At 73.1% G+C, this 25,518-nt stretch carries 26 protein-coding genes; 13 read left to right on the plus strand and 13 right to left on the minus strand.

Annotation, left to right across the window (positions count from 1 at the left end):
• Positions 1 to 41 precede the first annotated feature (41 nt).
• The 5 genes from dnaJ to K8U61_RS09065 all read left to right on the plus strand — a co-directional run bounded on the left by dnaJ (position 42) and on the right by K8U61_RS09065 (position 6,371).
• A complete protein-coding gene (dnaJ, locus tag K8U61_RS09045; RefSeq protein ID WP_224122678.1) occupies positions 42 to 1,232 on the plus strand; it encodes a molecular chaperone DnaJ in 1,191 nt (396 codons plus the stop codon).
• A gap of 66 nt (positions 1,233 to 1,298) precedes the next feature.
• Entirely contained in the window at positions 1,299 to 1,742 is a 444-nt protein-coding gene (locus K8U61_RS09050; protein ID WP_224122679.1) for a heat shock protein transcriptional repressor HspR, read from the plus strand.
• Positions 1,743 to 1,958: 216 nt separating this feature from the next.
• Positions 1,959 to 2,519 carry a hypothetical protein gene (locus K8U61_RS09055; RefSeq protein WP_224122680.1) on the plus strand — a complete coding sequence of 187 codons (561 nt, stop codon included), beginning with the start codon at positions 1,959 to 1,961 and terminating at the stop codon, positions 2,517 to 2,519.
• Positions 2,520 to 2,642: 123 nt separating this feature from the next.
• Positions 2,643 to 5,237 (plus strand): ATP-dependent chaperone ClpB, encoded by a 2,595-nt coding sequence (gene clpB / locus K8U61_RS09060; protein WP_224122681.1) that lies wholly within the window; start codon positions 2,643 to 2,645, stop codon positions 5,235 to 5,237.
• 12 nt (positions 5,238 to 5,249) lie between these two features.
• Positions 5,250 to 6,371 carry a hypothetical protein gene (locus tag K8U61_RS09065; RefSeq protein WP_224122682.1) on the plus strand — a complete coding sequence of 374 codons (1,122 nt, stop codon included), beginning with the start codon at positions 5,250 to 5,252 and terminating at the stop codon, positions 6,369 to 6,371.
• Here K8U61_RS09065 and K8U61_RS09070 read toward each other — a convergent pair.
• On the minus strand, positions 6,260 to 7,417 hold the full coding sequence (locus K8U61_RS09070; RefSeq protein WP_224122683.1) for a pyridoxal phosphate-dependent aminotransferase: 1,158 nt from the start codon (positions 7,415 to 7,417) through the stop codon (positions 6,260 to 6,262). The two genes, K8U61_RS09065 and K8U61_RS09070, sit on opposite strands and share 112 nt — an antisense overlap.
• Before the next feature lie 32 nt (positions 7,418 to 7,449).
• Here K8U61_RS09070 and pyrE point away from each other — a divergent pair, with 32 nt between their 5' ends.
• The gene (gene pyrE, locus K8U61_RS09075; RefSeq protein WP_224122684.1) at positions 7,450 to 7,974 is read left to right on the plus strand and encodes an orotate phosphoribosyltransferase; all 525 of its coding nucleotides are present in this window, start codon (positions 7,450 to 7,452) and stop codon (positions 7,972 to 7,974) included.
• A gap of 3 nt (positions 7,975 to 7,977) precedes the next feature.
• Here the strand turns inward: pyrE and K8U61_RS09080 are convergent, their stop codons facing one another.
• Complete coding sequence (locus tag K8U61_RS09080; protein WP_224122685.1) at positions 7,978 to 8,718, minus strand: DedA family protein; 741 nt, start codon at positions 8,716 to 8,718, stop codon at positions 7,978 to 7,980.
• Between the two features lie 107 nt (positions 8,719 to 8,825).
• Here K8U61_RS09080 and K8U61_RS09085 point away from each other — a divergent pair, with 107 nt between their 5' ends.
• The gene (locus tag K8U61_RS09085; protein WP_224122850.1) at positions 8,826 to 9,464 is read left to right on the plus strand and encodes a TrmH family RNA methyltransferase; all 639 of its coding nucleotides are present in this window, start codon (positions 8,826 to 8,828) and stop codon (positions 9,462 to 9,464) included.
• A gap of 9 nt (positions 9,465 to 9,473) precedes the next feature.
• On the opposite strand, the gene K8U61_RS09090 is transcribed toward K8U61_RS09085, so the two are convergent.
• The 7 genes from K8U61_RS09090 to K8U61_RS09120 are packed head-to-tail and all read right to left on the minus strand — an operon-like array spanning position 9,474 to position 13,613.
• Entirely contained in the window at positions 9,474 to 9,887 is a 414-nt protein-coding gene (locus tag K8U61_RS09090) for an NUDIX hydrolase (RefSeq protein ID WP_224122686.1), read from the minus strand.
• Positions 9,884 to 10,603, minus strand: a complete 720-nt coding sequence (locus K8U61_RS09095; RefSeq protein ID WP_224122687.1) for a septum formation family protein — start codon at positions 10,601 to 10,603, stop codon at positions 9,884 to 9,886. Before K8U61_RS09095 ends, K8U61_RS09090 begins: the two co-directional genes overlap by 4 nt.
• Before the next feature lie 39 nt (positions 10,604 to 10,642).
• Entirely contained in the window at positions 10,643 to 11,161 is a 519-nt protein-coding gene (locus K8U61_RS09100; protein WP_224122688.1) for a SigE family RNA polymerase sigma factor, read from the minus strand.
• Complete coding sequence (locus K8U61_RS09105; RefSeq protein WP_224122689.1) at positions 11,158 to 11,985, minus strand: hypothetical protein; 828 nt, start codon at positions 11,983 to 11,985, stop codon at positions 11,158 to 11,160. Before K8U61_RS09105 ends, K8U61_RS09100 begins: the two co-directional genes overlap by 4 nt.
• 33 nt (positions 11,986 to 12,018) lie before the next feature.
• Positions 12,019 to 12,492: an SLOG cluster 4 domain-containing protein gene (locus K8U61_RS09110; protein WP_224122690.1), complete on the minus strand. Its 474-nt coding sequence runs from the start codon at positions 12,490 to 12,492 to the stop codon at positions 12,019 to 12,021.
• 9 nt (positions 12,493 to 12,501) lie between these two features.
• Positions 12,502 to 12,996, minus strand: a complete 495-nt coding sequence (locus K8U61_RS09115; RefSeq protein ID WP_224122691.1) for a SigE family RNA polymerase sigma factor — start codon at positions 12,994 to 12,996, stop codon at positions 12,502 to 12,504.
• Complete coding sequence (locus K8U61_RS09120; RefSeq protein ID WP_224122692.1) at positions 12,993 to 13,613, minus strand: hypothetical protein; 621 nt, start codon at positions 13,611 to 13,613, stop codon at positions 12,993 to 12,995. Before K8U61_RS09120 ends, K8U61_RS09115 begins: the two co-directional genes overlap by 4 nt.
• A gap of 146 nt (positions 13,614 to 13,759) precedes the next feature.
• Between K8U61_RS09120 and fbaA the strand changes: the two genes are divergently transcribed.
• Entirely contained in the window at positions 13,760 to 14,791 is a 1,032-nt protein-coding gene (fbaA, locus tag K8U61_RS09125; RefSeq protein ID WP_224122693.1) for a class II fructose-bisphosphate aldolase, read from the plus strand.
• A gap of 69 nt (positions 14,792 to 14,860) precedes the next feature.
• Here fbaA and K8U61_RS09130 read toward each other — a convergent pair whose 3' ends face one another.
• Entirely contained in the window at positions 14,861 to 16,372 is a 1,512-nt protein-coding gene (locus K8U61_RS09130) for a DHA2 family efflux MFS transporter permease subunit (protein WP_224122694.1), read from the minus strand.
• 38 nt (positions 16,373 to 16,410) lie between these two features.
• Here K8U61_RS09130 and K8U61_RS09135 point away from each other — a divergent pair, with 38 nt between their 5' ends.
• Positions 16,411 to 16,839 carry a DUF3151 domain-containing protein gene (locus K8U61_RS09135; protein WP_224122695.1) on the plus strand — a complete coding sequence of 143 codons (429 nt, stop codon included), beginning with the start codon at positions 16,411 to 16,413 and terminating at the stop codon, positions 16,837 to 16,839.
• Here K8U61_RS09135 and K8U61_RS09140 read toward each other — a convergent pair.
• Positions 16,812 to 17,726 carry a LysR substrate-binding domain-containing protein gene (locus tag K8U61_RS09140; protein WP_224122696.1) on the minus strand — a complete coding sequence of 305 codons (915 nt, stop codon included), beginning with the start codon at positions 17,724 to 17,726 and terminating at the stop codon, positions 16,812 to 16,814. The genes K8U61_RS09135 and K8U61_RS09140 overlap by 28 nt on opposite strands.
• 70 nt (positions 17,727 to 17,796) lie before the next feature.
• On the opposite strand from K8U61_RS09140, the gene K8U61_RS09145 reads away from it, so the two are divergent.
• A complete protein-coding gene (locus tag K8U61_RS09145; protein ID WP_224122697.1) occupies positions 17,797 to 18,750 on the plus strand; it encodes a YeiH family protein in 954 nt (317 codons plus the stop codon).
• Here the strand turns inward: K8U61_RS09145 and lysS are convergent.
• Positions 18,740 to 20,422 (minus strand): lysine--tRNA ligase, encoded by a 1,683-nt coding sequence (lysS, locus tag K8U61_RS09150; RefSeq protein WP_224122698.1) that lies wholly within the window; start codon positions 20,420 to 20,422, stop codon positions 18,740 to 18,742. The two genes, K8U61_RS09145 and lysS, sit on opposite strands and share 11 nt — an antisense overlap.
• A 317-nt stretch (positions 20,423 to 20,739) precedes the next feature.
• Here lysS and K8U61_RS09155 point away from each other — a divergent pair, with 317 nt between their 5' ends.
• Positions 20,740 to 21,729, plus strand: coding sequence for a helix-turn-helix transcriptional regulator (locus tag K8U61_RS09155; RefSeq protein WP_224122699.1), 990 nt, complete (start codon positions 20,740 to 20,742; stop codon positions 21,727 to 21,729).
• Positions 21,730 to 21,821: 92 nt separating this feature from the next.
• Here the strand turns inward: K8U61_RS09155 and K8U61_RS25425 are convergent, their stop codons facing one another.
• Positions 21,822 to 22,733: a diacylglycerol/lipid kinase family protein gene (locus K8U61_RS25425; protein ID WP_224122700.1), complete on the minus strand. Its 912-nt coding sequence runs from the start codon at positions 22,731 to 22,733 to the stop codon at positions 21,822 to 21,824.
• 144 nt (positions 22,734 to 22,877) lie between these two features.
• Between K8U61_RS25425 and K8U61_RS09165 the strand changes: the two genes are divergently transcribed.
• Positions 22,878 to 24,176, plus strand: a complete 1,299-nt coding sequence (locus K8U61_RS09165; protein WP_224122701.1) for an adenylosuccinate synthase — start codon at positions 22,878 to 22,880, stop codon at positions 24,174 to 24,176.
• The gene (gene purD / locus K8U61_RS09170) at positions 24,176 to 25,477 is read left to right on the plus strand and encodes a phosphoribosylamine--glycine ligase (RefSeq protein ID WP_224122702.1); all 1,302 of its coding nucleotides are present in this window, start codon (positions 24,176 to 24,178) and stop codon (positions 25,475 to 25,477) included. The genes K8U61_RS09165 and purD overlap by 1 nt, the downstream gene beginning before the upstream one ends.
• The last annotated feature ends 41 nt before the right edge of the window (positions 25,478 to 25,518 follow it).

A 25,518-nucleotide genomic window follows, 5' to 3' on the forward strand; every position in this document is an offset into this window, starting at 1 on the left:
ACCACGAACCTCAGGAACGAGCACGGGAAGGGAGGTGCGCGATGAGCACCACCGACGGAGTTCGCGCCGACTGGGCGCAGAAGGACTTCTACGCCGAGCTGGGCGTGTCCAAGGACGCGACGGCCGACGAGATCAAGAAGGCCTACCGCAGGCTCGCGCGCGCCAACCACCCGGACTCCAACCCGGGTGACACCGCCAAGCACGACAAGTTCAAGGCGGTCGCCGAGGCCTACGACGTCGTCGGCGACGCCGACAAGCGGAAGAAGTACGACGAGGTCCGCTCGCTCTATGCCTCCGGGGGCTTCCCGGGCGGCTTCGGCGGCGGCTTCGGCGGCCAGGGCGGCCAGGGCGGCCAGGGCATCAACCTGGAGGACCTGCTCCGCGACCGCGGCGGCGCGGGCGGCGGTGGCTTCGGCGACATGTTCGGCGACCTCTTCGGAGGTGGCCGGGCGGGCCGCGGTCGACGTACCCGGGCCCAGAAGGGCGCGGACGTCGAGACGACGGCCACGATCAGCTTCACCGACGCCATCGACGGCGTGACCGTGGCGTTGCGGCTCTCCTCGGAGTCCGCCTGCCCCGACTGCAAGGGCACCGGCGGCAAGCCCGGCACCAAGCCGCACGTGTGTCCCGAGTGCGAGGGCGCCGGCTTCGTCGTGGCGTCGGCCGGCGGCGCGTTCGCGATCAACGAGACCTGCCCGATGTGCGGCGGTCGCCAGCTCGTCTACGACGAGGCCTGCCCGACCTGCCACGGCAGCGGCCGCGGCACCTCGTCGCGGACCATCCAGGCGCGCATCCCCGCCGGCGTGAAGGACGGCCAGCGGATCCGGCTGCGCGGCAAGGGCGGCCCGGGCGACAACGGCGGCCCCGCCGGCGACCTCTACGTCACCGTGAAGGTCTCCGGGCACCGGCTCTTCGGCCGCAAGGACGACAACCTCACCCTGGACGTCCCCGTCTCCTTCGACGAGCTCGTGCTCGGCGCGGAGATCAAGATCCCGACGCTCGGTGGCGCGCCGGTGACCCTCAAGGTCCCGGCCGGCACCCCCAACGGGCGCACCTTCCGGGTGCGGGGACGCGGGGCGACCAAGGCCGACGGCACCAAGGGCGACCTGCTCGCGACCGTCGAGGTCCAGGTGCCGGCGTCGGTCGAGGGTCCGGCCCGCGAGGCGATCGAGGCCTACCGCGCCGCGATGGCCGGCAAGCCGCTCCGCTCGAAGCTCTTCGAGGACGCTTGATGACTGCGCCGTCCCGCCCCATGGCCGGCTGCGCGACGCGCCGCGGGCGGGAAGGCGAGGTCTGACATGCCCGGCCGTCCGCCCTTCGAGCCGCCGTCGCCGGAGGCTGCGGTCTACGTGATCAGCGTGGCCGCCGAGCTGAGCGGCCTGCACCCCCAGACGCTGCGCACCTACGAGCGGATGGGGCTGATCACGCCCGGCCGCACCGGCGGCGGGGGCCGGCGCTACTCCCACCAGGACATCGAGCTGCTCCGGGAGATCTCCGACCTCACCTCGTCCGGCATCGGCATCGAGGGGGTCCGGAGGATCCTCGAGCTCGAGCACCGCGTGCTCGCGCTCGCGCAGCGCAACGAGGAGCTCCAGGCGGAGCTCGCCGCCACCCGCGAGGCGCTGCGCCAGGCGGCCCAGGCCGCCCAGGCGCGGCGTACCGACGGCGCCGGCAACAAGCTGCCGGTGCTGCGCGGCCCCGACCCGGGGCAGTCCGTGGTCGTCTGGCGCCGCGGGCGCTGACCGCGCCACCTGCCCGCGCGAGCGGCGGGTGTCGGATCGGACGCACCGGGTAGGTGTCCGGCCATGGTGGTCTCGGACTCCTCCTCCCTCTCGTCCGCGCTCGCCGAGGCCTTCGTCCGCGCCGACGTCGTGGTCCGACGGGTCGGGGACAGCGACCCGCCCGCCTCCTGGTCGCGGACGCGGTCGCGCAGGTGCGGGCCGAGGTGGTGACGCTCGGTGGCCGCTGACCGGGTCCGCGTGCCGGCGCTGCTCAGCCGCGAGCGGACCATGTGGGTCTCGGTCGCGGCCGCAGTCGTCGGAGCCGTCGCCGTCCTCGCGTACGTCGGCGCCACCCAGCCCGCCAACCTTCCCTTCGTCGTGGCGGTCGCGGTCCTGCTCGTGGTCGCCCTCGTCTTCGTCGCCGGCCGGCGCACCTGGGTCGACCGGGCCCGGGGGGCGGTCGTCCGGGAGATCGTCTTCGTGCCGCGCGGGCCGGTGACCTGGGCCGACGCCGAGCGGGTGGCGTTCACGAGGAACCACGCCGGTGCCCTGCTGCTCGAGGTGCGCGGCGCGGGCCGGCGTACCTCCCTCTACCTACCGCTCCTGGCCGTCGACATCGGCGGCGACCGCTGCCAGGACCCGGCCTTCCTGCGCGTGCTCGCCGACGAGGTCGCGCGGTGGGCACCGTCCCGGGCGAGCGTGGCCGACCAGCTGCGGACGCAGGCCGACCACCTCGACGCGGGCGGCGACGTCCGCTCCTCGCCGCTCGCCCGGCGGCTCTCCACGCGTGGCTCGTGACGCCCAAGGGCTTGCGAAAATTCTCCAAGTTGAGTGGAATGCACTCAACTTTAATGAGGTTGTACGAGTGAGGCCACCAGTCCCCGGTGGCCGACCCGTACGTTCACCAGGAGAATCACGCCCATGAGCCAGTTCGGGGCCGAGAAGTTCACCACCCGGAGCCGGGAGGCGATCGAGAGCGCCCAGCTCGCGGCGACGACCGCGGGCAACACCAACGTCGAGCCCATCCACCTGCTCGTCGCGCTGCTCCTCCAGGAGGAGGGCACCGCGGCCGGGCTGGTCGCCAAGGCGGGGGTCGAGGCCCCCACGCTGGTCCGCGCCGCCGCGGCCGAGCGCGACCGGCTGCCCACCGCGTCCGGTGCGACCGTCCAGCAGCCGACCGGGTCCGCCGCGCTGACCCGCGTGCTCGCCGGCGCGCTCGACCTCGCCGCGAGCATGAAGGACGACTACGTCGCGACCGAGCACCTGCTGATCTCGCTCGCGACCGTCGAGAGCAGCGCCCGCACCGTGCTGACCGACGCCGGCCTGACCGCCGACGGCCTGCGCGAGTCGCTGACCGCGCTGCGCGGCAACCGCCGCGTCACGAGCCAGGACGCGGAGTCGACGTACGAGGCGCTGGAGAAGTACTCCCTCGACCTCACCGCCGCCGCCGAGGAGGGTCGCCTCGACCCGGTCATCGGCCGCGACTCCGAGATCCGCCGCGTCATCCAGGTGCTGTCGCGACGCACCAAGAACAACCCCGTGCTCATCGGCGAGCCCGGCGTCGGCAAGACCGCCGTCGTCGAGGGTCTCGCCCAGCGCGTGGTCGCGGGCGACGTCCCGGACTCCCTCAAGGGCCGCCGGGTGCTGAGCCTCGACCTGGCCGCGATGGTGGCCGGCGCGAAGTACCGCGGCGAGTTCGAGGAGCGGCTCAAGGCCGTCCTCGAGGAGATCAAGGACGCCGGCGGCCAGATCATCACCTTCATCGACGAGCTGCACACCGTCGTCGGTGCCGGCGCGGGCGGCGACTCCGCGATGGACGCCGGCAACATGCTCAAGCCGATGCTGGCCCGCGGCGAGCTGCACATGATCGGCGCGACCACGCTCGACGAGTACCGCGAGCGGATCGAGAAGGACCCGGCGCTGGAGCGCCGCTTCCAGCAGGTCTTCGTCGGCGAGCCCAGCGTCGAGGACACCGTGCAGATCCTGCGCGGCATCCAGGAGAAGTACGAGGCCCACCACGGCGTCCGGATCACCGACGCCGCGCTGGTCGCGGCCGCGACGCTCTCCGACCGCTACATCACCGGCCGCCAGCTCCCCGACAAGGCGATCGACCTCGTCGACGAGGCGGCCTCCCGGCTGCGGATGGAGATCGAGTCCTCCCCGGAGGAGATCGACCAGCTCCGCCGCCAGGTCGACCGGCTGAAGATGGAGGAGTTCGCGCTCGAGAAGGAGAGCGACGACGCCTCCGTCGAACGGCTGGCCGTGCTGCGCCAGGACCTCGCCGACAAGCAGGAGACCCTGCGCGGGCTCGAGGCCCGCTGGGAGCGCGAGAAGACCTCGCTCGAGGGCGAGGGCGAGCTGCGCCGTCAGCTCGACCAGCTGCGCATGGAGGCCGACCGGCACCTGCGCGAGGGCAACCTCGAGGCCGCGAGCCGGATCAACTACGAGTCGATCCCGCAGCTGGAGCAGAAGATCAAGGGCGTCGTGGCCGAGGAGAAGACCGATCTCGCGCCCCTCGTGGGCGAGGAGGTCGGCGCCGAGCAGATCGCCGAGGTCGTCGAGGCCTGGACCGGCATCCCCACCGGCCGGATGCTCGAGGGCGAGACCGCCAAGCTGCTCAAGATGGAGGAGGTCATCGGCGAGCGGCTGATCGGCCAGCACGAGGCGGTCCGCGCCGTCAGCGACGCCGTACGCCGCTCGCGTGCCGGCATCAGCGACCCCAACCGGCCGGCCGGCTCGTTCCTCTTCCTCGGCCCCACCGGCACCGGCAAGACCGAGCTCGCCAAGTCGCTCGCGGACTTCCTCTTCGACGACGAGCGGGCGATCGTCCGCATCGACATGAGCGAGTACTCCGAGAAGCACGCGGTCGCGCGCCTCGTCGGTGCGCCTCCGGGCTACGTCGGGTACGACGAGGGCGGCCAGCTCACCGAGGCGGTCCGCCGCCGGCCCTACTCGGTCGTGCTGCTCGACGAGGTCGAGAAGGCCCACCCCGAGGTCTTCGACATCCTGCTGCAGGTGCTCGACGACGGTCGCCTGACCGACGGCCAGGGCCGCACCGTCGACTTCCGCAACACGCTGCTGATCCTCACCAGCAACCTGGGCTCGAACTTCCTGGTCGACCCGACGCTGGAGCCGGACAAGAAGCGCGAGGCTGTGATGTCGGTGGTCCGCTCCTCCTTCAAGCCGGAGTTCCTCAACCGGCTCGACGAGATCGTCCTCTTCGAGGCGCTCACGAAGGACGAGCTGGCCCACATCGTCGACCTGCAGCTGGCGCTTCTCGAGAAGCGGCTCGCGGTGCGCCGGATCCGGATCGAGGTCAGCGACGAGGCGAAGGCCTGGCTGGCCGACACCGGCTACGACCCGGCGTACGGCGCCCGTCCGCTGCGACGGCTGGTGCAGAGCGCGATCGGCGACCCGCTGGCCCGGATGCTCATCGGCGGCGAGGTCGTCGACGGCGGCCGGGTGGCGGTCGACCGGGCGCTGGACGGCGATGGGCTCGTCCTCAGCATCGCGTGAGTTAATGGCGGCGTGACCGAGACCCGCCCCCGTCCGCGCCAGGTGACCCTGGCCGCGTGGCTGATCATGGGCGGGTCGATCGCGGTCGTGCTGCTCGTCTTCGACCGGCTCACGGGGCTCCAGACGCTGGAGACCCGGGAGTCGGTCGAGTCGTTCCTGTCCGAGCCTCCCGGCTCGGACCTCGGGGTCGGCGTCGACGGCGTGCTGTCGGTGATCCGGACCCTCGGGATGGTCGCGGCCGGCTGCGCGACGGCCGCCGCGATCCTCGGCTACCAGGTCCTCCGCCGCAGCCGGAGCGCCCGGCTCGCGGTCACCGTTCTCGCCGTGCCGCTCTTCGTCGCGGGCATGGTCACCGGCGGCTTCGTCCCGGCGCTGGTGGCCGCCTCGGCGCTGATGCTGTGGCTGCAGCCGGCGCGCGACTGGTTCAGCGACAACCCGCCCGTGCGCGAGGCCCCGGCTCCTCCGGTCGCCCCGCCGATGCCGTCCGTGCCGCCGGCCTTCCGGGCGCCGCCGCCCGGCGCGCAGCCGCCGGCACCGCCGTCGCACCCCGGCCTCCCGCCGCGCGTCTGGCCGGCGCCGTACGCCGGCACCCCCGGCGACGCGTCGGCGCCGCGCCCGTCCGCCGTGGTGTGGTCGTGCGTCCTCACCTGGATCTGCACCGGGGTGACCGCCGCCGGTGCGGGGATCAGTGCGCTCGCCTTCGCGCTCGAGCCGGACCTCATCCTCGACGAGGCCCGGCGGCAGAGCCCCGAGCTCGCCGACCGGGGGATCACCGACACGATGCTGATGACCACCACCTACGTGATGCTCGGCTTCGTCGTCGCGTGGTGCCTCGCCGCGGCCACGCTGGCGGTCCTCACCTTCCGCCGGATCGGCTGGGCCCGCATCGTCCTGGTCGTCTCGGCGTCGGTCACCATCGCGGTCAGCCTGCTCGGGACCGCCATGGGCGGCTTCCTGCTCGTGCTCCCGCTGCTCGCGTCGGTGGTCACGGTGGCGTTCCTGCTGCGCCCCGACGTCCGGGACTACCCCGCCGACAGGTCGGCCGCCGCCAGGCGGCGCAGGCCCTCCTCGATCACCCCGGTGTCCTTGCAGAAGGCCCAGCGCACCAGGTGCCGGCCCGCGTCGGAGTCGTAGAAGCCCTGGGTCGGGATCGCGACGACGCCGGCCCGCTCGGGGAGGGCGAGGCAGAAGGCGGTGCCGTCGGCCCAGCCGAGCGGTGCGATGTCGGTGGTCGCGAAGTAGGTGCCCTCGGGCACCCGCACGTCGAGGCCGATCCCGGCCAGACCGTCGCAGAGCAGGTCGCGGCGGGCGCGCAGGTCGGCGGCGAGCGCCCGCGGGAAGTCCGGCTCCTCGTCGAGGGCGAAGGCCACCGCCGGCTGCAGGGGCGAGCCCGAGGTGAAGGTCAGCCACTGCTTGGCGGCGAGCACGGCGCCGACCAGCGCCGCCGGCCCGGTCGCCCAGCCGACCTTCCAGCCCGTGAACGAGTAGGACTTCCCGGCGCTGGACAGGGTGAGCGTGCGCTCGAACATGCCCGGGAGCGTCGCGAGCGGGACGTGCTCGGCGCCGTCGTAGGTCAGGTGCTCGTAGACCTCGTCGGTGATCACGACGAGGTCGTGCTCGATCGCGACGTCCGCGACGGCCTGGAGCTCGGCCCGCGTGAGCACCGTCCCGGTCGGGTTGTGCGGTGAGTTGAGCAGCACGAAGCGGGTGCGTGGCGTGACGGCTGCCCGCAGCTCGTCGGCGTCCAGCCGGAAGTGTGGAGACCGCAGCGTGACGGGGCGTCGTACGCCGCCCGCCATCTGGATCATCGCGGTGTACGAGTCGTAGTAGGGCTCGAGCACGACCACCTCGTCGCCCGGGTCGACCAGCCCGAGGAGTGCGGCCGCGATCGCCTCGGTGCAGCCGGTGGTCACCACGACCTGGCTGTCGGGGTCGAGCTCGATCCCGTAGTGGCGCAGCTGGTGCCGCGCGACCGCCTGGCGGAGTGCGGGGAGACCGGGGCCGGGGGCGTACTGGTTGGCGCCGCTCTCGAGCGCGTGGACCGCGCGGGCGATGACCTCGGGAGGTCCGTCGACGTCCGGGAAGCCCTGGCCGAGGTTGACCGACTGGGTGCGGACCGCGAGGGCCGACATCTCGGAGAAGACCGTCGGCGGGATGCCCTCGAGGCGGTGCGCGAGCATGGGCCGACAGTAGCGCCGATAGTCTCTGGGTCGTGGACGAGACGCTCGCAGCCGACATCGACGCCCTCTGCCGACTGACCGGGGAGTTCACGCTCCGCTCGGGTCAGCAGGCGACCGAGTACTTCGACAAGTACCTCTTCGAGTCCGACCCGGGCCTGCTGCTCCGGGTCGCCCGCGAGATGGTCGGGCTGCTCCCGTCCGACACCGACCTCCTCGGCGGGCTCGAGCTCGGCGGCGTCCCGATCGCCACGATGGTCAGCAGCCTCACCGGCCGGCCGGCGCTCTTCGTGCGCAAGAAGGCCAAGGAGTACGGCACCTGCAAGCTGGCGGAGGGCCCGGACGTCGCGGGCCGCCGGGTCACGCTCATCGAGGACGTGATCACCACCGGCGGCGCCGTACGCGACGCGACGAACGCGCTGCGTGCCGCCGGGGCGACCGTCGAGGTCGTGGTCTGCGCGATCGACCGCAGCCCGGCAGACCAGAACCCGCTCGCCGACGTCGGCCTCGAGGTCCGCCCGGTCCTCACCAAGGCCGAGCTGGACGCCGTACGCGGCTGACCGTCAGGGCTTCTCGCTGGCCTCGACCCGCGTCGGCAGCTCGAGGTCGGTGGTGATCTTCATTCGGCGGTGCTGGCGACGCTTCTTGATCGCCTCGTAGCCGATCGGGACCACGGTGAAGGCCAGGATCACGATCGTCACGTAGTCGATGTTCTCGCCCAGCCACGGGAACGCGGCGCCGAGGAAGTAGCCGAGCAGGGTGATGCTGACGACCCACAGCCCGGCGCCGATCGCGCTCCAGGTGAAGAAGCGCCGGCGCTCCATGAGGGTGACGCCCGCGACCACGGTGATGTAGGTCCGCACGAACGGCACGAACCGGCCGATCACGAGCGCCTTGCTGCCGTGGCGGTCGAAGAAGGCGCTGGTGCTGTCGAGGTACTTGCGCTTGATGATCGCGCCGTCGCGCTCGTAGAGCGGCGGCCCGATCTTGCGGCCTATCTCGTAGCCGACGACGTTCCCGAGGAACGCCGCCGCGGTGAGCATCAGGATCGCGAGGACCAGCTCCACGGGTTCGTTCTCGATCCCGAGGACGGAGTAGCCGGTGGCGTTGCTGCCCGCGATGAAGAGGCCCAGCGCGAAGAGCAGGGTGTCGCCGGGGAGGAAGGGGAAGAAGAGCCCGCACTCGACGAAGACGATCGCGAGAGCGAGCCAGATGAAGGCGGAACCGTACTCGTGCTGCAGCCACTCGGGATCGAGCCACTTGATGCCGAAGATCAGTGGCTCCACCGGCAGCACTGAGGTCACCCCTTCACGATACCTGCCGGGTCCGCATCGCGAGCCGTGATCCCAGGCCTCGCCCCGGCCGTTCGCCTACCGTTTGGCCCGTGGACCCTCGCGCGCCGTACGACCCGATGCCCCACGGGCCCGCCGAGGTCGGGGTCGGCCCCTGGGTGGGACCGTGGCCGGAGGGGCCGCAGTACGACGCGCAGCTGCTCGCCGAGGGCGACCGGCGCAACGTGGTGGACCGCTACCGCTACTGGACGATGGAGGCGATCGTCGCCGACCTCGACACCCGCCGCCACGACTTCCACGTCGCCATCGAGAACTGGCAGCACGACTTCAACATCGGCACCGTCGTGCGGTCCGCGAACGCGTTCCTGGCCGCCGAGGTGCACATCGTCGGCAACCGGCGGTGGAACCGGCGCGGGGCGATGGTCACCGACCGCTACCAGCACGTCCGGCACCACCCGGACGTCGCGGAGCTCGCGGCGTACCTCCACGACCGCGGCGTCGTCCTCTACGGCGTCGACAACCTGCCGGGGTCGCTGCACCTGGAGACGACCGACCTGCCTCGCCGGGTGTGCTTCCTCTTCGGCCAGGAGGGGCCGGGGCTGTCCGAGGCGGCCCGCGAGGCCTGCGACGCGACGTTCTCGATCGCGCAGTTCGGCTCGACCCGGTCGATCAACGCCTCCGCCGCCGGCGCGATCGCGATGCACTCGTGGATCCGCCAGCACGCCGACCTGTCCGACGACGCCGCGTGGCGGGGCTAGATGCCGGGGTCAGACCTTGCCGCGCAGGGCCGGCAGGACGTGCTCGATGAGGGGAGCCAGGTCGGACGGCAGGTCCGGGGCGGTGAGGTCGAGCCAGCGCAGCTCCTCGATCTCGGCGGCCGGCCGGACCTCGACCGGCACGGCCTCGTCGTGCTCGAAGACGGCCGCGTCGACCAGCCACCCGTCCTCGTTGGCGGCCGCGGCGCGGAAGGTGCCGAGCGCGCGCAGCGTCGCAGGCTCGGCGACCACACCGACCTCCTCGCGGAGCTCCCGGGCGCCGGTCTCGGCCGGGGTCTCGCCGGCGTCGGGCTTCCCGCCCGGGAACATGAAGCGCGTCGTGCCCCGCTTGCGGACGGTCAGCACCCGGCCCGCCGGGTCGCGGACCACGACCGCGCTGACGCGGATCACCCGCGCGTCGGTCACTGCCTGGTCTTGTCGTAGCAGACGACGACGAAGCGCTTGCCCGCGACGTCGTACGCCGACGTCAGCCACCCGGGCCCGGAGACGTGCGCCGGGCACCGGCGGTTGGCCGCCGCGTTCAGGTGCTTCCGGGTCGCCTTGCCGTGGGCGTAGAAGGAGAAGGTCGCGCGCCACCGGTGGGCCTCGGCGCACGTCGTGTAGCCGTTCGTGCGGGTGACGCACCGGGCGACCGAGTCGGGCATGTGCCGGCTCAGGTGGGGGAGCGTGTCCGGCAGCGCGTTGAGGTCGCGGGCGCCCTTGATGCTCACCATGCAGTCGAACCAGCGGGCGCCGTCGGCCTGCTGGGACTTCGTCGGCCAGAACTGCCAGTAGGCGTACTGCGAGCGCTGCCACAGGAGCGTGTCGTTGCCCGTGAGGTCGTGGAAGGCGGAGGCGCAGACCTTGCCCGTGGCCCGGTAGATCTTCGCCTTCGGGGAGTCCCAGTCGAGGCGCCCCGGGAGCTTGCCGACGGCGGCCACGACGGCGGTGTGGTCGCCGGCGCAGTCGACCGGGTCCTCGCCGTGCAGGCTGGTCTTCATCCCCTGCGCGTAGGTGATGTCGAAGCAGTCGCCGACGGCCGGCGCGCCGGCCATCGGGTCGGCGGTCTCCCCGGCGTACGCCGTGGTGGGGAGGGTGAGCGCCGCGAGGGCGGCGCCGATCAGCACGAGGCGACCTAGCACGGTGGTCCCAGCTTTCCGAGAGAGGGCTTGCCGCGGATCCTAGGCTCCGCCCGGCCGGGGCCGGGAATCTGCACCGGCCTCGAGGGTCGAGCGGAGCGCGTCGAGGCCGCGGTGGCTGTGCGACTTCACCGTGCCCTGGCTGATCCGCAGCTCGTGGGCGGTCTCGGCCACCGAGAGGCCCAGCCAGTGCCGGAGCACGACGACCTTGCGCTGCATCACCGGGAGTGCCTGCAGCGCGTCGAAGAGCGCGGACCGCTCCTCGACCGGGAAGGGCTCCCGCGCCGCCCGCTCCACCTCGGGGAGCCCGACCGACTCGCGGCGCCACGGGCGGCGGTGCTCGTCGAGGTTCGCGCGGACGATGATCGTGCGCGTGTAGGCCTCCTCCCTCCCGTCGCGACTGACCCGCGGCCACGCGACGTACAGCTTGGTCAGCGCGGTCTGGGTGAGGTCCTCGGCGCGGTGCCAGTCGCCGCAGACGGCGTAGGCGATGCGGCGCAGGTGGGTGCGTCGGGCCCGGACGAACTCGGGGAACCCCTCGTCCCGCGACATCCGGCTCATCGCAGGCCCTCGCCGGAGGCGTACTGCGCGCGGGCGTAGGTGAGCAGCTCGTCGAAGGTGGCGCCGACGACGTCGCGGGGTGGGGTGGTGATCACGTCGAGCTTGCCGTCGATGACCCGCCAGACGACGAAGTACGACCGGGTCTCGCCCTGGACGGTCACGACCGCGGCACCCGTCGGCGTCCGTGCGGACGCGAACGAGTCACCCAGCCGGGGGTCGTCGGTGCGCTGGACGATCTCGGCGCCGGGCGCCGCGACCACCCGGCCGTCGGCGGCCAGCTCGACGGTCGCCGGCCAGCCGTCGTCACCCGGCACGGCTCCGTCGACCTGGTCGGCGAGCCAGGCGTCGAAGTCGGCCCAGCCGTTGCTGGGGACGCTGGAGCTGTAGCCGAAGCCGCCGCCCTTGAGCTCGGCCAGGATCCACTGACGTTGACCCTCGTAGGTGAGGTCGAGACCGTCGGAGGTCCGGGGCGGCGCGTAGCCGTACGGGTTCTCGACGTGCTCGTGCACGACCACGCCGGCGCGGATCTGGAGCTCGCCGTCGACGTAGCGGATCGGGGTGTCGTCCTCCCAGACCGGCTCGGCGGAGGTCGGCGGGGTGGTCGGGTCGGTCGCGACCACGCCGCGGGTGTCCGGCGAGGTCCCGGAGGTCGCGAGCGCGTACGACGCGCCGAGGACGGCGACCGCTGCGCACGCGGCGACCGCCGCCACGCCCCGGCGGCGCCTCACCGCGCCCCGGCCGGCCGCGAGCTGCTGCTCGAGCGGCGGGTGCGCCGGGCCGTCGCCGAAGGAGCGGTCGATCTCGTCGCGGATGTCGGTGTCCATGTCAGGGATACGCGTTCCGCGGGCGATTGGTTGTCAGGGACGGTCGATCAGCTGTGCCACCGCGGCGACGGCGGCCGCCGCATCGGCGACCACGACACCCACGTCGTCGGGCAGCGGCCACGGGTCGACCAGCACCAGCGGGACGCCGGTGCGGCGCGCGAGCGCGATCTCGCTGAGGGTGCCCCAGCTGCAGCCGACCGCGACCACCGCGTCGGCGGCGCGGACCAGCAGCCCGTTGCGCAGCTCGCCGAGCCCGGTCGGGAGGAGATAGGTGTGCTCGGGCGTCCCGGTCGCCCGGTCGGTGCCGGGCATCAGCCCGATCGAGACGCCGCCGGCGTCCCGGCTGCCGCGGGCGGCCGCCTGCATCACGCCGTCGTGGCCGCCGGTGAGCAGCACCGCCCCGGCCTCGGCGAGCAGGCGGCCGACGTCGGCGGCGTGCGCCAGGTCGGACGGTCGCGCGAGATCGGCGGGGCCGACCACCGCGACGTACCTCCCGGTGAGCGGCATGGGCTCACGCTACGACGACCGCTCCTCCGCCAGGACCGTGCGCAGCGACTCGAGGCCCCGCGAGGTGTGGCTCTTCACGGTGCCGGGGCTGATCCGCAGCTCGGCCGCGGTCTCCTCGACCGACAGGCCGAGCCAGTGCCGGAGCAGGACGGTCCGCCGCTGCATGGGCGGGAGCCGGTGCAGCGCGTCGACCAGCACCGACCGCTCCTCGTACGGCGTGCCCGTCGGCGCCGCCGAGTCCGGTGGCGACGTGGTCGGCCGCTCCCGCCGCCACGGCCGGCGGTGCTCGTCGATGTCGGCGCGCACCAGGATGGTGCGGACGTAGGCCTCCTCGCGCCCCTCGTGGCGCAGCCGCGGCCAGGCCAGGTAGAGCTTGGTGAGCGCGGTCTGCAGGAGGTCCTCGGCCCGGTGCCAGTCGCCGCAGATCGCGTAGGCGATCCGGCGCAGATGCTGCTGCCGGGCCGCGACGAAGGCGACGTACTCCTCCTCGAGGTCGCGCCTCACCGCATCGCCTTGCTGGCGCAGGTGTAGTCCCGCCAGAGACCGCCCAGCCTGGCGCTGTCGACGACCCACTGGTCGAAGGTGCGGGCCGGGTCGGCGCAGGCGAAGTCGAGAGTGACGCCCCCATCGCCCCACGACCAGGTGGCGAGGACCCACGAGACCCGCTCGCCGCGCCGGACCTCCAGGGCGGACGAGGCGCGGTAGGAGTCCGAGAACACGTCGTCGTAGCGACCGGTGACGTCGACGTCGGCATAGCCGCGGGCCAAGCCGCCGTCGGCGCCGACGTGCAGCCAGCTGGTGATCCCGCAGCGTCCCGATCGCATCGGCGCGCACGGGCGCTCCCGCTCCACCGGCAGGGTGGTGCTCGCCCGGACCGGCGTGCCGACGCCGTCCGCCGGCGAGACGCCGCGGTCCGCGTCGGCCGCGAGGCGGGCGCCGCCGAACCCGACGGCGGCGGTCACGACGAGCGCCGCCACCCCGCTCGCACCGGCCGCCACCCGTCGCCGGCGCCGGGCCCGGCGGCCGCGGGCGACGTACTCCCGCGGGTCGCGCAGCGGCGGCTCGCCGGCGAAGGTCCGCTCGACCTCCGCCGCGACCAGCTCCTCGAACCCGGTGCTCATGGCGCTCTCCCGTCTGTGGCCCGACACTCCCAGAACGGAGGGTCGACCGGATCGGTTGTCACGGGCCGAACGGCCTGTCGGAGGACTGACCGGTAGCCACTAGGGTCGGTGGCAGAGAAACGCCGTCGTCTGAGGAGCGCAGCCCGATGCCCATCGTGACCCCTGAGAAGTACGCCGAGATGCTGGACACCGCCAAGGACAACGCGTTCGCGTTCCCGGCGATCAACGTGTCCTCCTCGCAGACCCTGAACGCCGCCCTCCAGGGCTTCGCGGACGCCGGCTCCGACGGCATCATCCAGGTCTCGACCGGCGGCGCGGAGTACCTCTCCGGCCCGTCGGTCAAGGACATGGTCACCGGCTCCGTCGCGTTCGCGGCGTACGCCGCCGAGGTCGCGAAGAGCTACCCCGTCAACATCGCGCTGCACACCGACCACTGCCCCAAGGACAAGCTCGACGGCTTCGTCCGGCCGCTGCTCGCGATCAGCGAGGAGCGCGTCTCGCGCGGCGAGGCGCCGCTCTTCCAGTCGCACATGTGGGACGGCTCCGCCGTACCGCTCGACGAGAACCTCGTCATCGCCGAGGAGCTCCTCGACCGCTGCCTCAAGGCGAAGGTGATCCTCGAGATCGAGGTCGGCGTCGTCGGCGGCGAGGAGGACGGCGTCGAGAACGCCATCAACGACAAGCTCTACTCCACCCCGGCGGACGCCATCGCGACCGCGAAGGCGCTCGGCTACGGCGACCGCGGCTACTACATGACCGCGCTGACCTTCGGCAACGTGCACGGCGTCTACAAGCCGGGCAACGTGAAGCTGCGTCCCGAGGTGCTCAAGGAGGCCCAGGAGGCGGTCGTCGCGGAGTTCGGCCTCGAGGCCGGCTCGAAGCCCTTCCACCTCGTCTTCCACGGCGGCTCGGGCTCGCTGCCCGAGGAGATCGCCGCCGCCGTCGACTACGGCGTGGTGAAGATGAACGTCGACACCGACACCCAGTACGCCTTCACCCGCCCGGTCGCCGCGCACATGTTCGACAACTACGACGGCGTGCTCAAGGTCGACGGCGAGGTCGGCAACAAGAAGGCCTACGACCCGCGTGCCTGGGGCAAGGCCGGCGAGGCCGGCATGGCCGCCCGCGTCGTCGAGGCCTGCCAGAACCTGCGCTCCGCGGGCCAGTCGATCGGCTGAGCCCGCGTCGTACCTGAGGAAATGGTCGGTCCCGCACCGGATCCCGAGCCATTTCGTCAGGTACGACGATCAGTCGGCGGCCGCGGCGGGTGCGGGCTGGGACCGCGGGGCGGCGGCGAAGCCGGCGTGCTGGGGCCGCTCGTAGAACATCACCGCGACCAGGCCGACCGCGTAGACCAGGGCCGGGAGCAGCAACGAGTGCTGCATGGCCTGGGAGAAGAGGTCGGCGGCCTGCGGGTCGGCGATCTGGGCGGCGCCCGCGTCGCCGCTGGCCGACGCGCCGGGCAGGTAGTGCGCCAGCATGCTGTCCATGAGCACCGCGATCGCGGCGGAGCCGATCACGGCGCCGACCTGACGGGTGGCGTTGTAGACGCCCGAGCCGGCACCGGCGAGCTGCATCGGCAGGTTGCGGGTCGCCGTGGCACCGGTCGGGGCCCAGATGAAGGCGTTGCCGATGCCGACCAGCACCTGGAAGACACAGATCTCCCAGATCGCGGCGTCGGGCGTGAGCCGCCAGGTGATGAGCAGCATGCCGACCATGCTGATCGCGAAGCCGAAGCCGAGGATCAGCCGCGGGTGCAGCCGGTCGGTGAGGTCGCCGACCGGCTTGGCCAGCAGGATCGACATCATCGCCATGGGCAGCATCAGCAGCGCCGCGTGGGTCGGGTCGAAGCCGCGCACGGCCTGGGCCCAGAGCATCAGCGGGTAGCCGAACGAGGCGGCGATGAAGCCCATCACGCTGATCGCGACGGTGGAGACCGAGAAGTTGCGGTCGGAGAAGAGGCTCAGCGGCACCAGCGGCTCGCGCTTGTTGGCGCGCTGCCAGAGCACGAACGCGACCATCAGCGCGACGCCGGCGACGATCATCGCGATGATCCAGCCGGCCCAGTCCTGCTGGTGACCCTCCTGGATGCCGAAGGCGAGGAGGAAGAGCGCGACACCCGAGAGCGCGACGCCGAGCCAGTCGAAGACGTGCTCGTGGGTCGGCAGGCTCGGCACCAGCCGCAGCGCCAGGACGAAGCCGACGATGCCGACCGGCACGTTGACGAAGAAGATCCACTCCCAGCCGAGCCCGTCGGTGAGGACACCGCCGAGGATCGGGCCGACGACCATCGCCACGCCGGCGGTCGCACCCCACACCGCCATCGCCTTGCCGCGCGCGTGCGGGGGGAAGATGCGGGTGATGATCGCCATCGTCTGCGGGGTCATGATCGAGGCGCCCAGGCCCTGCACGATGCGGGCCAGGATCAGCGCACCGACCGTGCTGGTGAGCCCGCACCACAGCGACGCGAGCGTGAAGACCGTGAGGCCCGCGAGGTAGAGCCGCTTCGAGCCGAAGCGGTCACCGAGCCGACCGGTGATGAGGACCGGGACGGCGTAGGCGAGCGTGTAGGCGCTGCTGACCCACACGACGTCGTTGACCGACGCGTCGAGGTCCTGGATGAGGGTCGGCGTCGCGACCGTCACGATGGTCAGGTCGACCAGGATCATGAAGAAGCCGAGGACGAGGGCGAAGAGGGCCGGCCACGGCTTCTTCCCACCGACGAGCTCGGGCGTGGAGGTCCCGCTGGTTGTGGTCACGAACTCACCCAACACCCGACCATGGACAATTGCTTCCCATGAGCACCTTCTCTGGCAACGACCTGATGGCCGGGCCGCCGCCGACCCTGCTCCCCGAGGACCCGGCCGCTGCTGACCTCGTGCCCGGCGCTGACGCGATGGACGTCGTACGTCGGCATCCCGCGTCGCCGCTGGCCTGGGCCACGCTGGCCACGCTGGCCGCCGACGCCGAGGACGACCCGGTGACGATCTACGCCTACGCCCGCGTCGGCTACCACCGCAGCCTCGACCTCCTGCGCCGCAACGGCTGGAAGGGCCACGGCCCGGTGCCGTGGGAGCACGAGCCCAACCGTGGCTTCCTCACCTGCCTGGCGCTGCTGGCGCTCGCCGCGCAGGCGATCGGGGAGGACGAGGAGTGGGAGCGGTGCTCGACGTTCCTCCGCGACTCGAGCCAGACCGCCTACGACGAGCTGCTCGTCGGCGACTGAGCCGCGACCCGCACCAGGTCGGCCGCCGGCCCGGCCGGCCGGCGGTCGGGCAGCCACACCGCGCGCAGGGCGCGGCCGAGCTCCAGCTCCGCGACCGGGACGACCACCAGCTGGCCGGTCGCGACCTCGGCGGTCACCGCGAGCTCGCTGAGCACCGCGGCCGCCTCGCCGACGCTCGCGGCCGCCTTCACCGCCGCGGTGCTGGCCAGCTCGAGACGGGAGGTCCCGAGCTCGAGCCCGGCGCGGGCCAGCGCCCGGACCAGGGTCTCGCGGGTCCCGGAGCCCTCCTCGCGCAGCACCAGGTCGCCGGCGACGAGGTCGGCCGGCGCGAGCGGCGTACGCCGGCGAGCCCACGGGTGGTCGGGGCCGACGACCACCACGAGCGCGTCCCGGGCGATCGTCGTCGAGGCCACCGATCGGGGGACCGTCGGCGACTCGACGAACCCCAGGGCGACCTCGCCGCGCACGACCCGGTCGACGACCTCCAGCGAGTTGCCGACCTCGAGGCTGACGTGCAGGTCGGGGTGGGTACGCCGGAAGCGGGCCAGCCACTGCGGGGCGAGGTACTCCGCCACGGTCAGGCTCGCCGCCACGGCAAGGTGCGCCGCCTGCTGCTCGGCCAGGGAGCGAGCGCCGAGGACCACCCGGTCGATGGCGGTGATCGCGTCCCGGGCCCAGGCGACCACGACCTCACCCTCGGTGGTGAGCCGGGACCCGGCCGGCGTGCGGAGCAGCAGCTGCAGCCCGAGCTGTCGCTCCAGGCGGCTCAGCGCGCGGCTGGCGTTGGGCTGGGCGATGCCGACCTCGCGAGCGGCCGCGCCCAGCGACCCGGACGCGGCGACCCGGACCAGGAGGTCGAGCGCGGTCACATCCGGTCGCGAGGTCATGCGTTGATGATATGAGTCCGGGCCGGATCGACGGCTACCGCCGCGCCCGCCGCGCCGCGACGCTGGAGGCATGGTCCGGACCGGTCTCCTCCTCGCCGCCGTCGGCGGTGCCGTCGCCCTGCTCGTGCACGCCGCGGTCGCGCCGCTGAGCGCAACGCTCGTCGCGATCGCCCTGGGGCTGGTCCTCTCGGCGTCGGGGCGGGTGCCGGACGCGGCCCGGCCGGGGCTGCGGGTGGCCACCCGCCAGGTGCTGAGGGCCGGCGTCGCCCTGCTCGGCCTCCAGCTCGTGCTCGGCGACATCCTCGCGCTGGGCTGGCCGATGCTGGTCGTCATCGCGGGCGTGGTCGTGCTCGGCATCTCCGGCACCCTCGCGCTGGGCGCGCGCCTCGGCGTACCGCCCGAGCGGTCGCTGCTGGTCGCCTGCGGCTTCTCCATCTGCGGCGCCGCCGCGGTCGCCGCGGTCGAGGGAGTCCGGCGCTCCAAGGACGAGGACGTCGCCACGGTCGTCTCGCTGGTCGTGGTCTTCGGCAGCGTGGCGATGCTCGTGCTGCCCCTCGGGGCCTTCGCGCTCGGCTTCGACCCGGTGGCCGCGGGCGCCTGGTCGGGGGCCTCGATCCACGAGGTCGGCCAGGTGGTCGTCGCCGGCGGCCTCGTCGGCGGGGCGGCACTCCAGGTCGCGGTCGCGGTCAAGCTCGGCCGGGTGCTGATGCTCGCGCCCGTGCTCGCCGTGATCTCCTACCGGTCGCGCGCCGCCGCGGCCGTGCGGCCGCCGCTCGTCCCGGGCTTCGTGCTCGTCTTCGTCCTGTGCGCGGTGCTGCGCAGCGCCGTACCCGTGCCGCACGTCGCGCTCGACGTGGCCGGGCTCGCCCAGAACGCCGCCCTGGCGGCCGCCATGTTCGCGCTCGGCTGCGGAGTCGACGTCGCCGTGCTCCGGCGGACCGGCCGGCCGCTGCTGGTGCTCGCCGCCGGCGCCACCGCGCTGGTCGCGCTGCTCGGCCTCCCGGCCGCGCTGGTCACGGCGTGAGCAGGCTCCGCACCTTCTCGGGCCCGAGCGCCAGGAACAGCGTGGGCAGCCGCGGGCCGCGGTCGGCGTCGACGAGCAGGTTGTAGAGGAGCCGGAAGAAGTCCTTCTGGTCCTGCTTGACCTGGTCGGTCGGCGGATCGTCGAGGCCGAGGCCGCGGGCGAGCTTGGGCACGCCGTACACCAGCGCGGTCGTGGGCTCCAGCTCGAGCTGGTCCGGCAGCCGGTCGAGCAGCTGGCGCAGCCAGAGCTCCTCGTCCTCGGTGAGCGCGGCCAGGCGAGCGGCGTCGGGCACCTCACGGATCGTGGTGCGGTCGCCGTACTCGCTCATCCAGGTCCACGCCCGGCTGAGCCGGGGCTCCAGCTCCTCGGTGGAGGCGCCGACGATGCGGCTGATCTGGGCCTCGTCGCCGTTGGTGATGTCGGCGACCGACGAGAGCTGGCGGAAGGACTCGACCCGCTGCGGCGTCGGCAGCGTGCCCGCGCTCGCGGTCGCCGAGGCGCGCTCGAAGGCGAGCACCTGCGCGTCGCGCTTGTCGCCGGCGCCGGCCTTGCGACCCAGCGCGTCCCACTCGTCGTAGAGCCGGACGACCTCGGCGCCGAAGTCGATGTTGAAGGCCTGCTTGGGCGCCCGGCGCACGTAGAGCCAGCGCAGGATCGGCGCCTCGAGGATGGTCAGCGCGTCCGCCGCCGTGGGCACGCCGCCCGCCGAGGACGACATCTTCTGCACGCCGGCGAAGCCGACGAACGCATAGGCGACGTAGGAGGGGGCGCGGAAGTCGAAGACGCGCTTCACGAGCTCCTTGCCGACGGTGTACGACGAGCCGGGGGTCGAGTGGTCGAGGCCGCCCGGCTCGAAGTCGACGCCCTCGTAGGCCCAGCGCATCGGCCAGTCGACCTTCCACACCAGCTTGCCCTCGTGCTGCGTCGCGACGTTGGTGACGCCGGTGAATCCGCAGGACGAGCAGGTGTAGGTCAGGTCGGTCGTGGCGTCGTCGTACGCCGTGATCTCGACGGTGTCGCGGCCGCAGTCGCGGCAGTAGGGCTTGTAGGGGAAGCGGGCGAGGTCACCGCCGGCTGGCTCGTCGTCCTCGTCGGCGACCGAGTCGGCCAGCGCCTCGGCCTCCTGCTCGCTCTCGGCGACGGCCTCGGCCTTCTTGGTGCGGTACTTCGCCAGCACCTCCTCGATCACCGCCCGGTGGCGGATCGCGTGGAGGACCTGCTCGGTGTAGGCGCCGGAGCGGTACTGCTCGGTCTGCGACACCTCCTCCATCTCGATGCCCATCTCGGCGAGCGCGGCGCGCAGCGGCGCCTTGAAGTGCTCGGCCCAGCTGTCGTGGCACTCCCACGGGTCGGGGACGGCGGTGAGGGGCCGGCCGATGTGCTCGGCCCAGGACGGGTCGACGCCGGCGGGCACCTTGCGGAAGCGGTCGTAGTCGTCCCAGCTGTGCAGGTGGCGCACGGGGATGCCGCGGCGACGGATCTCCTCGGCGACGAAGTGCGGGGTGATGAACTCCCGGAGGTTGCCCAGGTGGATCGGGCCGGACGGGCTCGCGCCGGAGGCGCACGTGATGACGCGGTCGTCGCCGTGCGTCTCGTGGGCGTGCCGGATCGCGTCGTCGGCGGCCCGGGTGACCCAGTCGTGCGGCTCGCCCTGCTGCGCGCCTCGTGCCATCGGTGCTGCTCCTGCGTGGTGGGGCCGGGGGTACGCCGGCCAACGCTACCGGCCTCCGGGTGCCCGCCTGAAACTCCCCTGACGTGCGGCTGGCATGCGGCTGACGTGCGGCTGACGTGCAGAGAGCGCCGGGGCCACCGCCCAGTGGCGGCCCCGACGCTCTTGCCCTGCGCGTACCCGACACGACCGATCCCCCGATGTGGGTCGTGTGGGCGGCGACGCCCCCCGAGGACGCCGCCGACGCGCGTGGCGGCATCGTGACATTGACCGGTACCGGCCAGCCCTAGACAAGCGGACAGCGGCACTAAGATGCCAGCATGGCGCGCGCGGAGCGGGACACGGTGCTGACGGCGCTCGGCTTCGACCGGGCCACCGCCCAGCTCTACGAGGGGATGCTGCCGCAGTCGGGGCGCGAGCTCGGCTGGGTCGCCGCCGCGGTGCTCCGGACGCCGGACGAGCTGGTGGCGGAGATGGCCCCGCTGGTCGAGCGCGGGATCGTCCGGCTGCAGCAGGGCCGGGTGTACGTCGAGGGCCCGGCCCAGGCGCTGGCCCGGCTGATCGACGAGCAGGGCGCCGCCGTCGCGACCGTCCAGGAGCGGCTCGCGGCCCTCGCCACCGCGGTCCCGCTCGTCGCGGGTGGCGGCGCGAAGCCCGCCGAGGGCGAGGTCGTCGACGTGCGGCCGCTCGACGGCGAGGTCAGCTCGGGCGGTCAGCCGGCCACCCTGATCGGCGCCCTGATCGCCCAGAGCAGCGGCGACCTGCTGTGGTTGCGGCCCGACCAGTGGCGCATCGACCGCGAGCCGGAGATGCTCCGCATCATCCGGGACCTGGTCGCGTCCGGCCGCCGCTCGCTCGCGATCTACCCCTTGCGCGTGATGGCCGACGCGCCGGACGTGGTCCGCCGGCGCGCGGAGGCCGGCGAGGAGATCCGGCTGCTGCCGGACCTGCCGACCCGGATGTTCGTCATCGGCAGCACCCACGCCGTGGTGCCCGAGCCGCTGGGCTACGTCGACGAGCCGCGCCTGCTGGTCCGGCAGGGTGCCGTCGTCGGGGTGATGCGCCTGTGGTTCGAGGAGCTGTGGGGCCGGGCCGCCGTGCCCGCGCTCGACGGTGCGGAGCCGCAGGTCGACCTCCGGCGCTTCCTGCTCGAGCAGCTCGCCACCGGCGCCCGGGACGAGCAGATCGCTCGCAAGCTCGGCATCAGCCTGCGCACCGTCCGTCGCCGGGTCGCCGACCTGATGACCGAGCTCGGGGCCGACTCGCGCTTCCAGGCCGGCATCGAGGCCGCCCGGCGCGGCTGGATCTAGGCCCTAGCTCGGCCCATTCAAGCTTCGGCCGGCAGCGTGGCGCCGCGGCGGAGCCGCACGCAGCGGAGCCGCGTTGCGACGCGCTCGGCCCATCAAGGCAGGAGCATCCGGTAGGCGGCCGGCTCGAGACGCCAGGTCCGTCGGTGCTCAGGTCCGTAGATCTCGCCGTCGGCGCTGCACCAGAACGGGCCGCCGGAGACCGACACCTGCGTGCCCCGGAGGTAGATGACGTCGTCACGCTCGTGGTGGGAGGCGAAGCCGAGACGAACCGCGTAGAGCAGCCTGGCGAGCGGGCCGGTCGACCGCGAGACCATCACGTCGACCCGTCCGTCGCGGGCGTCGGCCTCGGGCACCAGCTCCGTGCCCCCACCGACCGAGGGGCCGTTGCCGACCGCCGCCATCAGGATGGGCTCGTCGAGGTCGACGACCACGACGCCGTCGACCTCGACCCGGACCCGGATGATCGGCGGGTTCCAGGCGGTGAGGGCGGCACCGATCGGGTAGCCGAGCTTGCCGAGGTTGGCCTTGCCGACCCCCACGGAGTGCAAGCGGTCCTTCCAGCGCTGACCGCGCCGACTCGCGTTGGCGCCGGCGCCGATGTGCACGCTGTTCACGACGATCTCGCCGACCTCGTCGACCACCAGGTCCATGGGCCGCGGCTTCTCGCGCAGCACGACCCGAGCCGCGTCCTCGATGTCGAGCGGGATGCCCACGCCCCGGGCGAAGTCGTTGCCGGTGCCCATCGGCAACAGGCCGATGTCGTTCTTGTCGAGCTCGCGGCGACGGTAGAGCGCCGACATCACGGCGTGCAGGCTGCCGTCGCCGCCGGCGACGACGATCCGCCGTGAGCCGGCCCGGTGCAGCACGCCGTCGAGCTCGCCGGGGTTGCTGGTCGCGGCCACCTCCACCGAGCACCTCTCGCGGAGCACGCCGAGCGCGGCGGCGAGCCGCTCCTCGTCCGAGGTGCCGGCCCCGGCGTTCGTGATGACGAGGAGGGGGTCCACGTGGCGGACGATAGCCGAGGACGGGATGCCCCAAACCCCGCTTTGGTAGCGTGTGGCCGCAAGAGCTCCGGTGCGCTTGTGCCGGGGCTTCTTTCATTTCAGGGGTCTCGACAGGCTCGACCACCGACAACGGAGGAACACGCGATGCCGGCGATCGCCATCATCGGTGCCCAGTGGGGCGACGAGGGGAAGGGCAAGGCGACCGACCTCCTCGGCGACCGCGTCGACTACGTCGTGAAGTTCAACGGCGGCAACAACGCGGGCCACACCGTCGTCATCGGACAGCCCGACGGCAGCAGCGAGAAGTACGCCCTCCACCTGCTCCCCAGCGGCATCCTCAGCCCCGGCTGCACCCCGGTCATCGGCAACGGCGTCGTCATCGACCTCGCCGTCCTCTTCCAGGAGCTCGACGCGCTGGTCGAGCGCGGCATCGACGTCAGCCGGCTCAAGGTCAGCGCCAACGCGCACGTGATCGCCGACTACAACCGCACGCTCGACAAGGTGACCGAGCGCTTCCTCGGCTCCCGCCGGATCGGCACCACCGGCCGCGGCATCGGCCCGACGTACGCCGACAAGATGAACCGCGTCGGCATCCGGATCCAGGACATCTTCGACGAGAAGATCCTGCGCCAGAAGGTCGAGGGCGTCCTCGACCTCAAGGGCCAGGTCCTCACCAAGATCTACAACCGCCGCCCCGCGACCGTCGACGAGACCGTCGAGGAGCTCCGCGCGTACGCCGAGCGGCTCGCCCCGATGGTCTGCGACACCGGGCTGGTGCTCAACCAGGCGCTCGACCGCGGCGAGACCGTGCTGCTCGAGGCCGGCCAGGCCACGCTGCTCGACGTCGACCACGGCACCTACCCGTTCGTGACGTCGTCGTCGGCGACCTCCGGCGGCGCGTGCACCGGCTCCGGCATCCCGCCGACCCGCCTCGAGCAGGTGATCGGGATCGTCAAGGCCTACACCACCCGCGTGGGCGAGGGCCCCTTCCCGACCGAGCTCTTCGACGACCACGGCGAGCACCTGCGCAAGGTCGGCGCTGAGTACGGCACCACCACCGGTCGCCCGCGTCGCTGCGGCTGGTACGACGCGGTCATCGCGCGCTACGCCGCCCGCGTCAACGGCGTCACCGACTTCGTCCTCACCAAGCTCGACGTGCTCACCGGCCTGGAGAAGGTCCCGGTCTGCGTGGCCTACGACGTCGACGGCGTGCGCCACGACGAGATGCCGGTCAACCAGAGCGACTTCCACCACGCCGTCCCCATCTACGAGCACCTCGACGGCTGGTGGGAGGACATCTCCGAGGCGCGCACCTTCGCCGACCTCCCGGTCAACGCGCAGCGCTACGTCGAGGCCGTCGAGGAGATGTCCGGCGCGCGGATCTCCGCCGTCGGCGTCGGCCCGTCGCGGGCGGCCACCGTGGTGCGGCACGAGCTGATCTGATGGGCTCGATGAAGGTCCTGGTCGTCGGCACCGGAGGGCGCGAGCACGCGCTCGCCCTGGCGCTGTCCGCCGACCCGGAGGTGGCCGAGGTGCACGCCGCTCCCGGCAACCCCGGCATCGCCGCCGTCGCGACGCTGCACGACGTCGACCCGATGTCGGGCGACGCCGTCGCCGACCTGGCCGCGTCGATCGGCGCCGACCTCGTGGTGGTCGGGCCCGAGGCGCCGCTGGTCGCCGGGGTCGCCGACCCGGTCCGCGAGCGCGGCATCGCCGTCTTCGGACCGTCCGGCGCGGCCGCTCGGCTCGAGGGCTCGAAGGCCTTCTCCAAGTACGTCATGGACGCCGCCGGCGTCCCGACCGCCCGGGCCCGTACCTGCGACAGCGCGGCCGAGGTCGAGGCCGCCCTGGACGACTTCGGCGCGCCGTACGTCGTGAAGGACGATGCGCTCGCCGCCGGCAAGGGCGTCGTCGTCACCCGCGACCGGGCCGAGGCCCTGGCGCACGCGTCCGCGTGCGGGCGGGTCGTGGTCGAGGAGTTCCTCGACGGGCCCGAGGTGTCGGTCTTCGCGATCTGCGACGGCACCACGGCGTACGCCCTCCAGCCCGCCCAGGACTTCAAGCGCATCTTCGACGGCGGCCGCGGCCCCAACACCGGCGGCATGGGCTCCTACACGCCGCTCGGCTGGGCCCGGCCCGACCTCGCCTCGGTGGTCCTGGCGACCGTGGTCGAGCCGACGCTCGCCGAGATGCGGCGGCGCGGGGCGCCCTTCGTCGGCTGTCTCTACGTCGGGCTCGCGCTGACCGAGGCCGGACCGCGGGTGATCGAGTTCAACGTGCGCTTCGGCGACCCGGACGTCCAGCCGGTGCTGGCCGTCCTGGAGTCGCCCTTCGGGCAGCTGCTGATGGCCGCCGCCACCGGTGACCTCGCCTCGGTGCCCGCGCCGGTCTTCGGCGACGGTGCCGCGGTCACCGTGGTGCTGGCCTCGGCCGGCTACCCCGAGTCGTCCTCGAAGGGCGACGTGATCCGCGGCGTCGGCGCCGCCAACGGCGTCCACGACGTCGACGTGATCCACGCCGGCACCGCCATCGTCGACGCCCCCGAGCCGGGCGACCCCGGCCACCAGCACCTCGTGACCGCCGGCGGCCGGGTGCTCGCCGTGCGGGCCCGCGGCTACGACGTCGACGACGCGCGGTCGCGCGCCTACGCCGCCGCCGACCTGATCACCTTCGACGGCCTCCAGCGCCGCTCCGACATCGCCGCCGAGCCGCTCGGCGTCGTCGAGGGCGCCTCGGTCCGCTGACCGCCGAGTCGAGGTTTTCGGGCGGTCGAGTCGCGCTCTTC

The sequence above is a fragment of the Nocardioides mangrovi genome (genome assembly GCF_020073815.1).
In the GTDB taxonomy this organism is placed as follows: Bacteria; Actinomycetota; Actinomycetes; order Propionibacteriales; family Nocardioidaceae; genus Nocardioides; species Nocardioides mangrovi.

Bases quoted from the DNA above. Each gene is read 5' to 3' on its own strand.
- K8U61_RS09165 (WP_224122701.1), top strand. From the start codon at position 22,878: ATGCCGGCGATCGCCATCATCGGTGCCCAGTGGGGCGACGAGGGGAAG.
- dnaJ (WP_224122678.1), top strand. From the start codon at position 42: ATGAGCACCACCGACGGAGTTCGCGCCGACTGGGCGCAGAAGGACTTC.
- K8U61_RS09135 (WP_224122695.1), top strand. From the start codon at position 16,411: ATGAGCACCTTCTCTGGCAACGACCTGATGGCCGGGCCGCCGCCGACC.
- fbaA (WP_224122693.1), top strand. From the start codon at position 13,760: ATGCCCATCGTGACCCCTGAGAAGTACGCCGAGATGCTGGACACCGCC.
- K8U61_RS09110 (WP_224122690.1), bottom strand. From the start codon at position 12,492: ATGCCGCTCACCGGGAGGTACGTCGCGGTGGTCGGCCCCGCCGATCTC.
- K8U61_RS09145 (WP_224122697.1), top strand. From the start codon at position 17,797: ATGGTCCGGACCGGTCTCCTCCTCGCCGCCGTCGGCGGTGCCGTCGCC.
- purD (WP_224122702.1), top strand. From the start codon at position 24,176: ATGGGCTCGATGAAGGTCCTGGTCGTCGGCACCGGAGGGCGCGAGCAC.
- K8U61_RS09050 (WP_224122679.1), top strand. From the start codon at position 1,299: ATGCCCGGCCGTCCGCCCTTCGAGCCGCCGTCGCCGGAGGCTGCGGTC.
- K8U61_RS09085 (WP_224122850.1), top strand. From the start codon at position 8,826: ATGCCCCACGGGCCCGCCGAGGTCGGGGTCGGCCCCTGGGTGGGACCG.
- K8U61_RS09070 (WP_224122683.1), bottom strand. From the start codon at position 7,417: ATGCTCGCGCACCGCCTCGAGGGCATCCCGCCGACGGTCTTCTCCGAG.
- K8U61_RS09120 (WP_224122692.1), bottom strand. From the start codon at position 13,613: ATGAGCACCGGGTTCGAGGAGCTGGTCGCGGCGGAGGTCGAGCGGACC.
- K8U61_RS09140 (WP_224122696.1), bottom strand. From the start codon at position 17,726: ATGACCTCGCGACCGGATGTGACCGCGCTCGACCTCCTGGTCCGGGTC.
- lysS (WP_224122698.1), bottom strand. From the start codon at position 20,422: ATGGCACGAGGCGCGCAGCAGGGCGAGCCGCACGACTGGGTCACCCGG.
- K8U61_RS09105 (WP_224122689.1), bottom strand. From the start codon at position 11,985: ATGGACACCGACATCCGCGACGAGATCGACCGCTCCTTCGGCGACGGC.
- clpB (WP_224122681.1), top strand. From the start codon at position 2,643: ATGAGCCAGTTCGGGGCCGAGAAGTTCACCACCCGGAGCCGGGAGGCG.
- K8U61_RS09100 (WP_224122688.1), bottom strand. From the start codon at position 11,161: ATGAGCCGGATGTCGCGGGACGAGGGGTTCCCCGAGTTCGTCCGGGCC.
- K8U61_RS09155 (WP_224122699.1), top strand. From the start codon at position 20,740: ATGGCGCGCGCGGAGCGGGACACGGTGCTGACGGCGCTCGGCTTCGAC.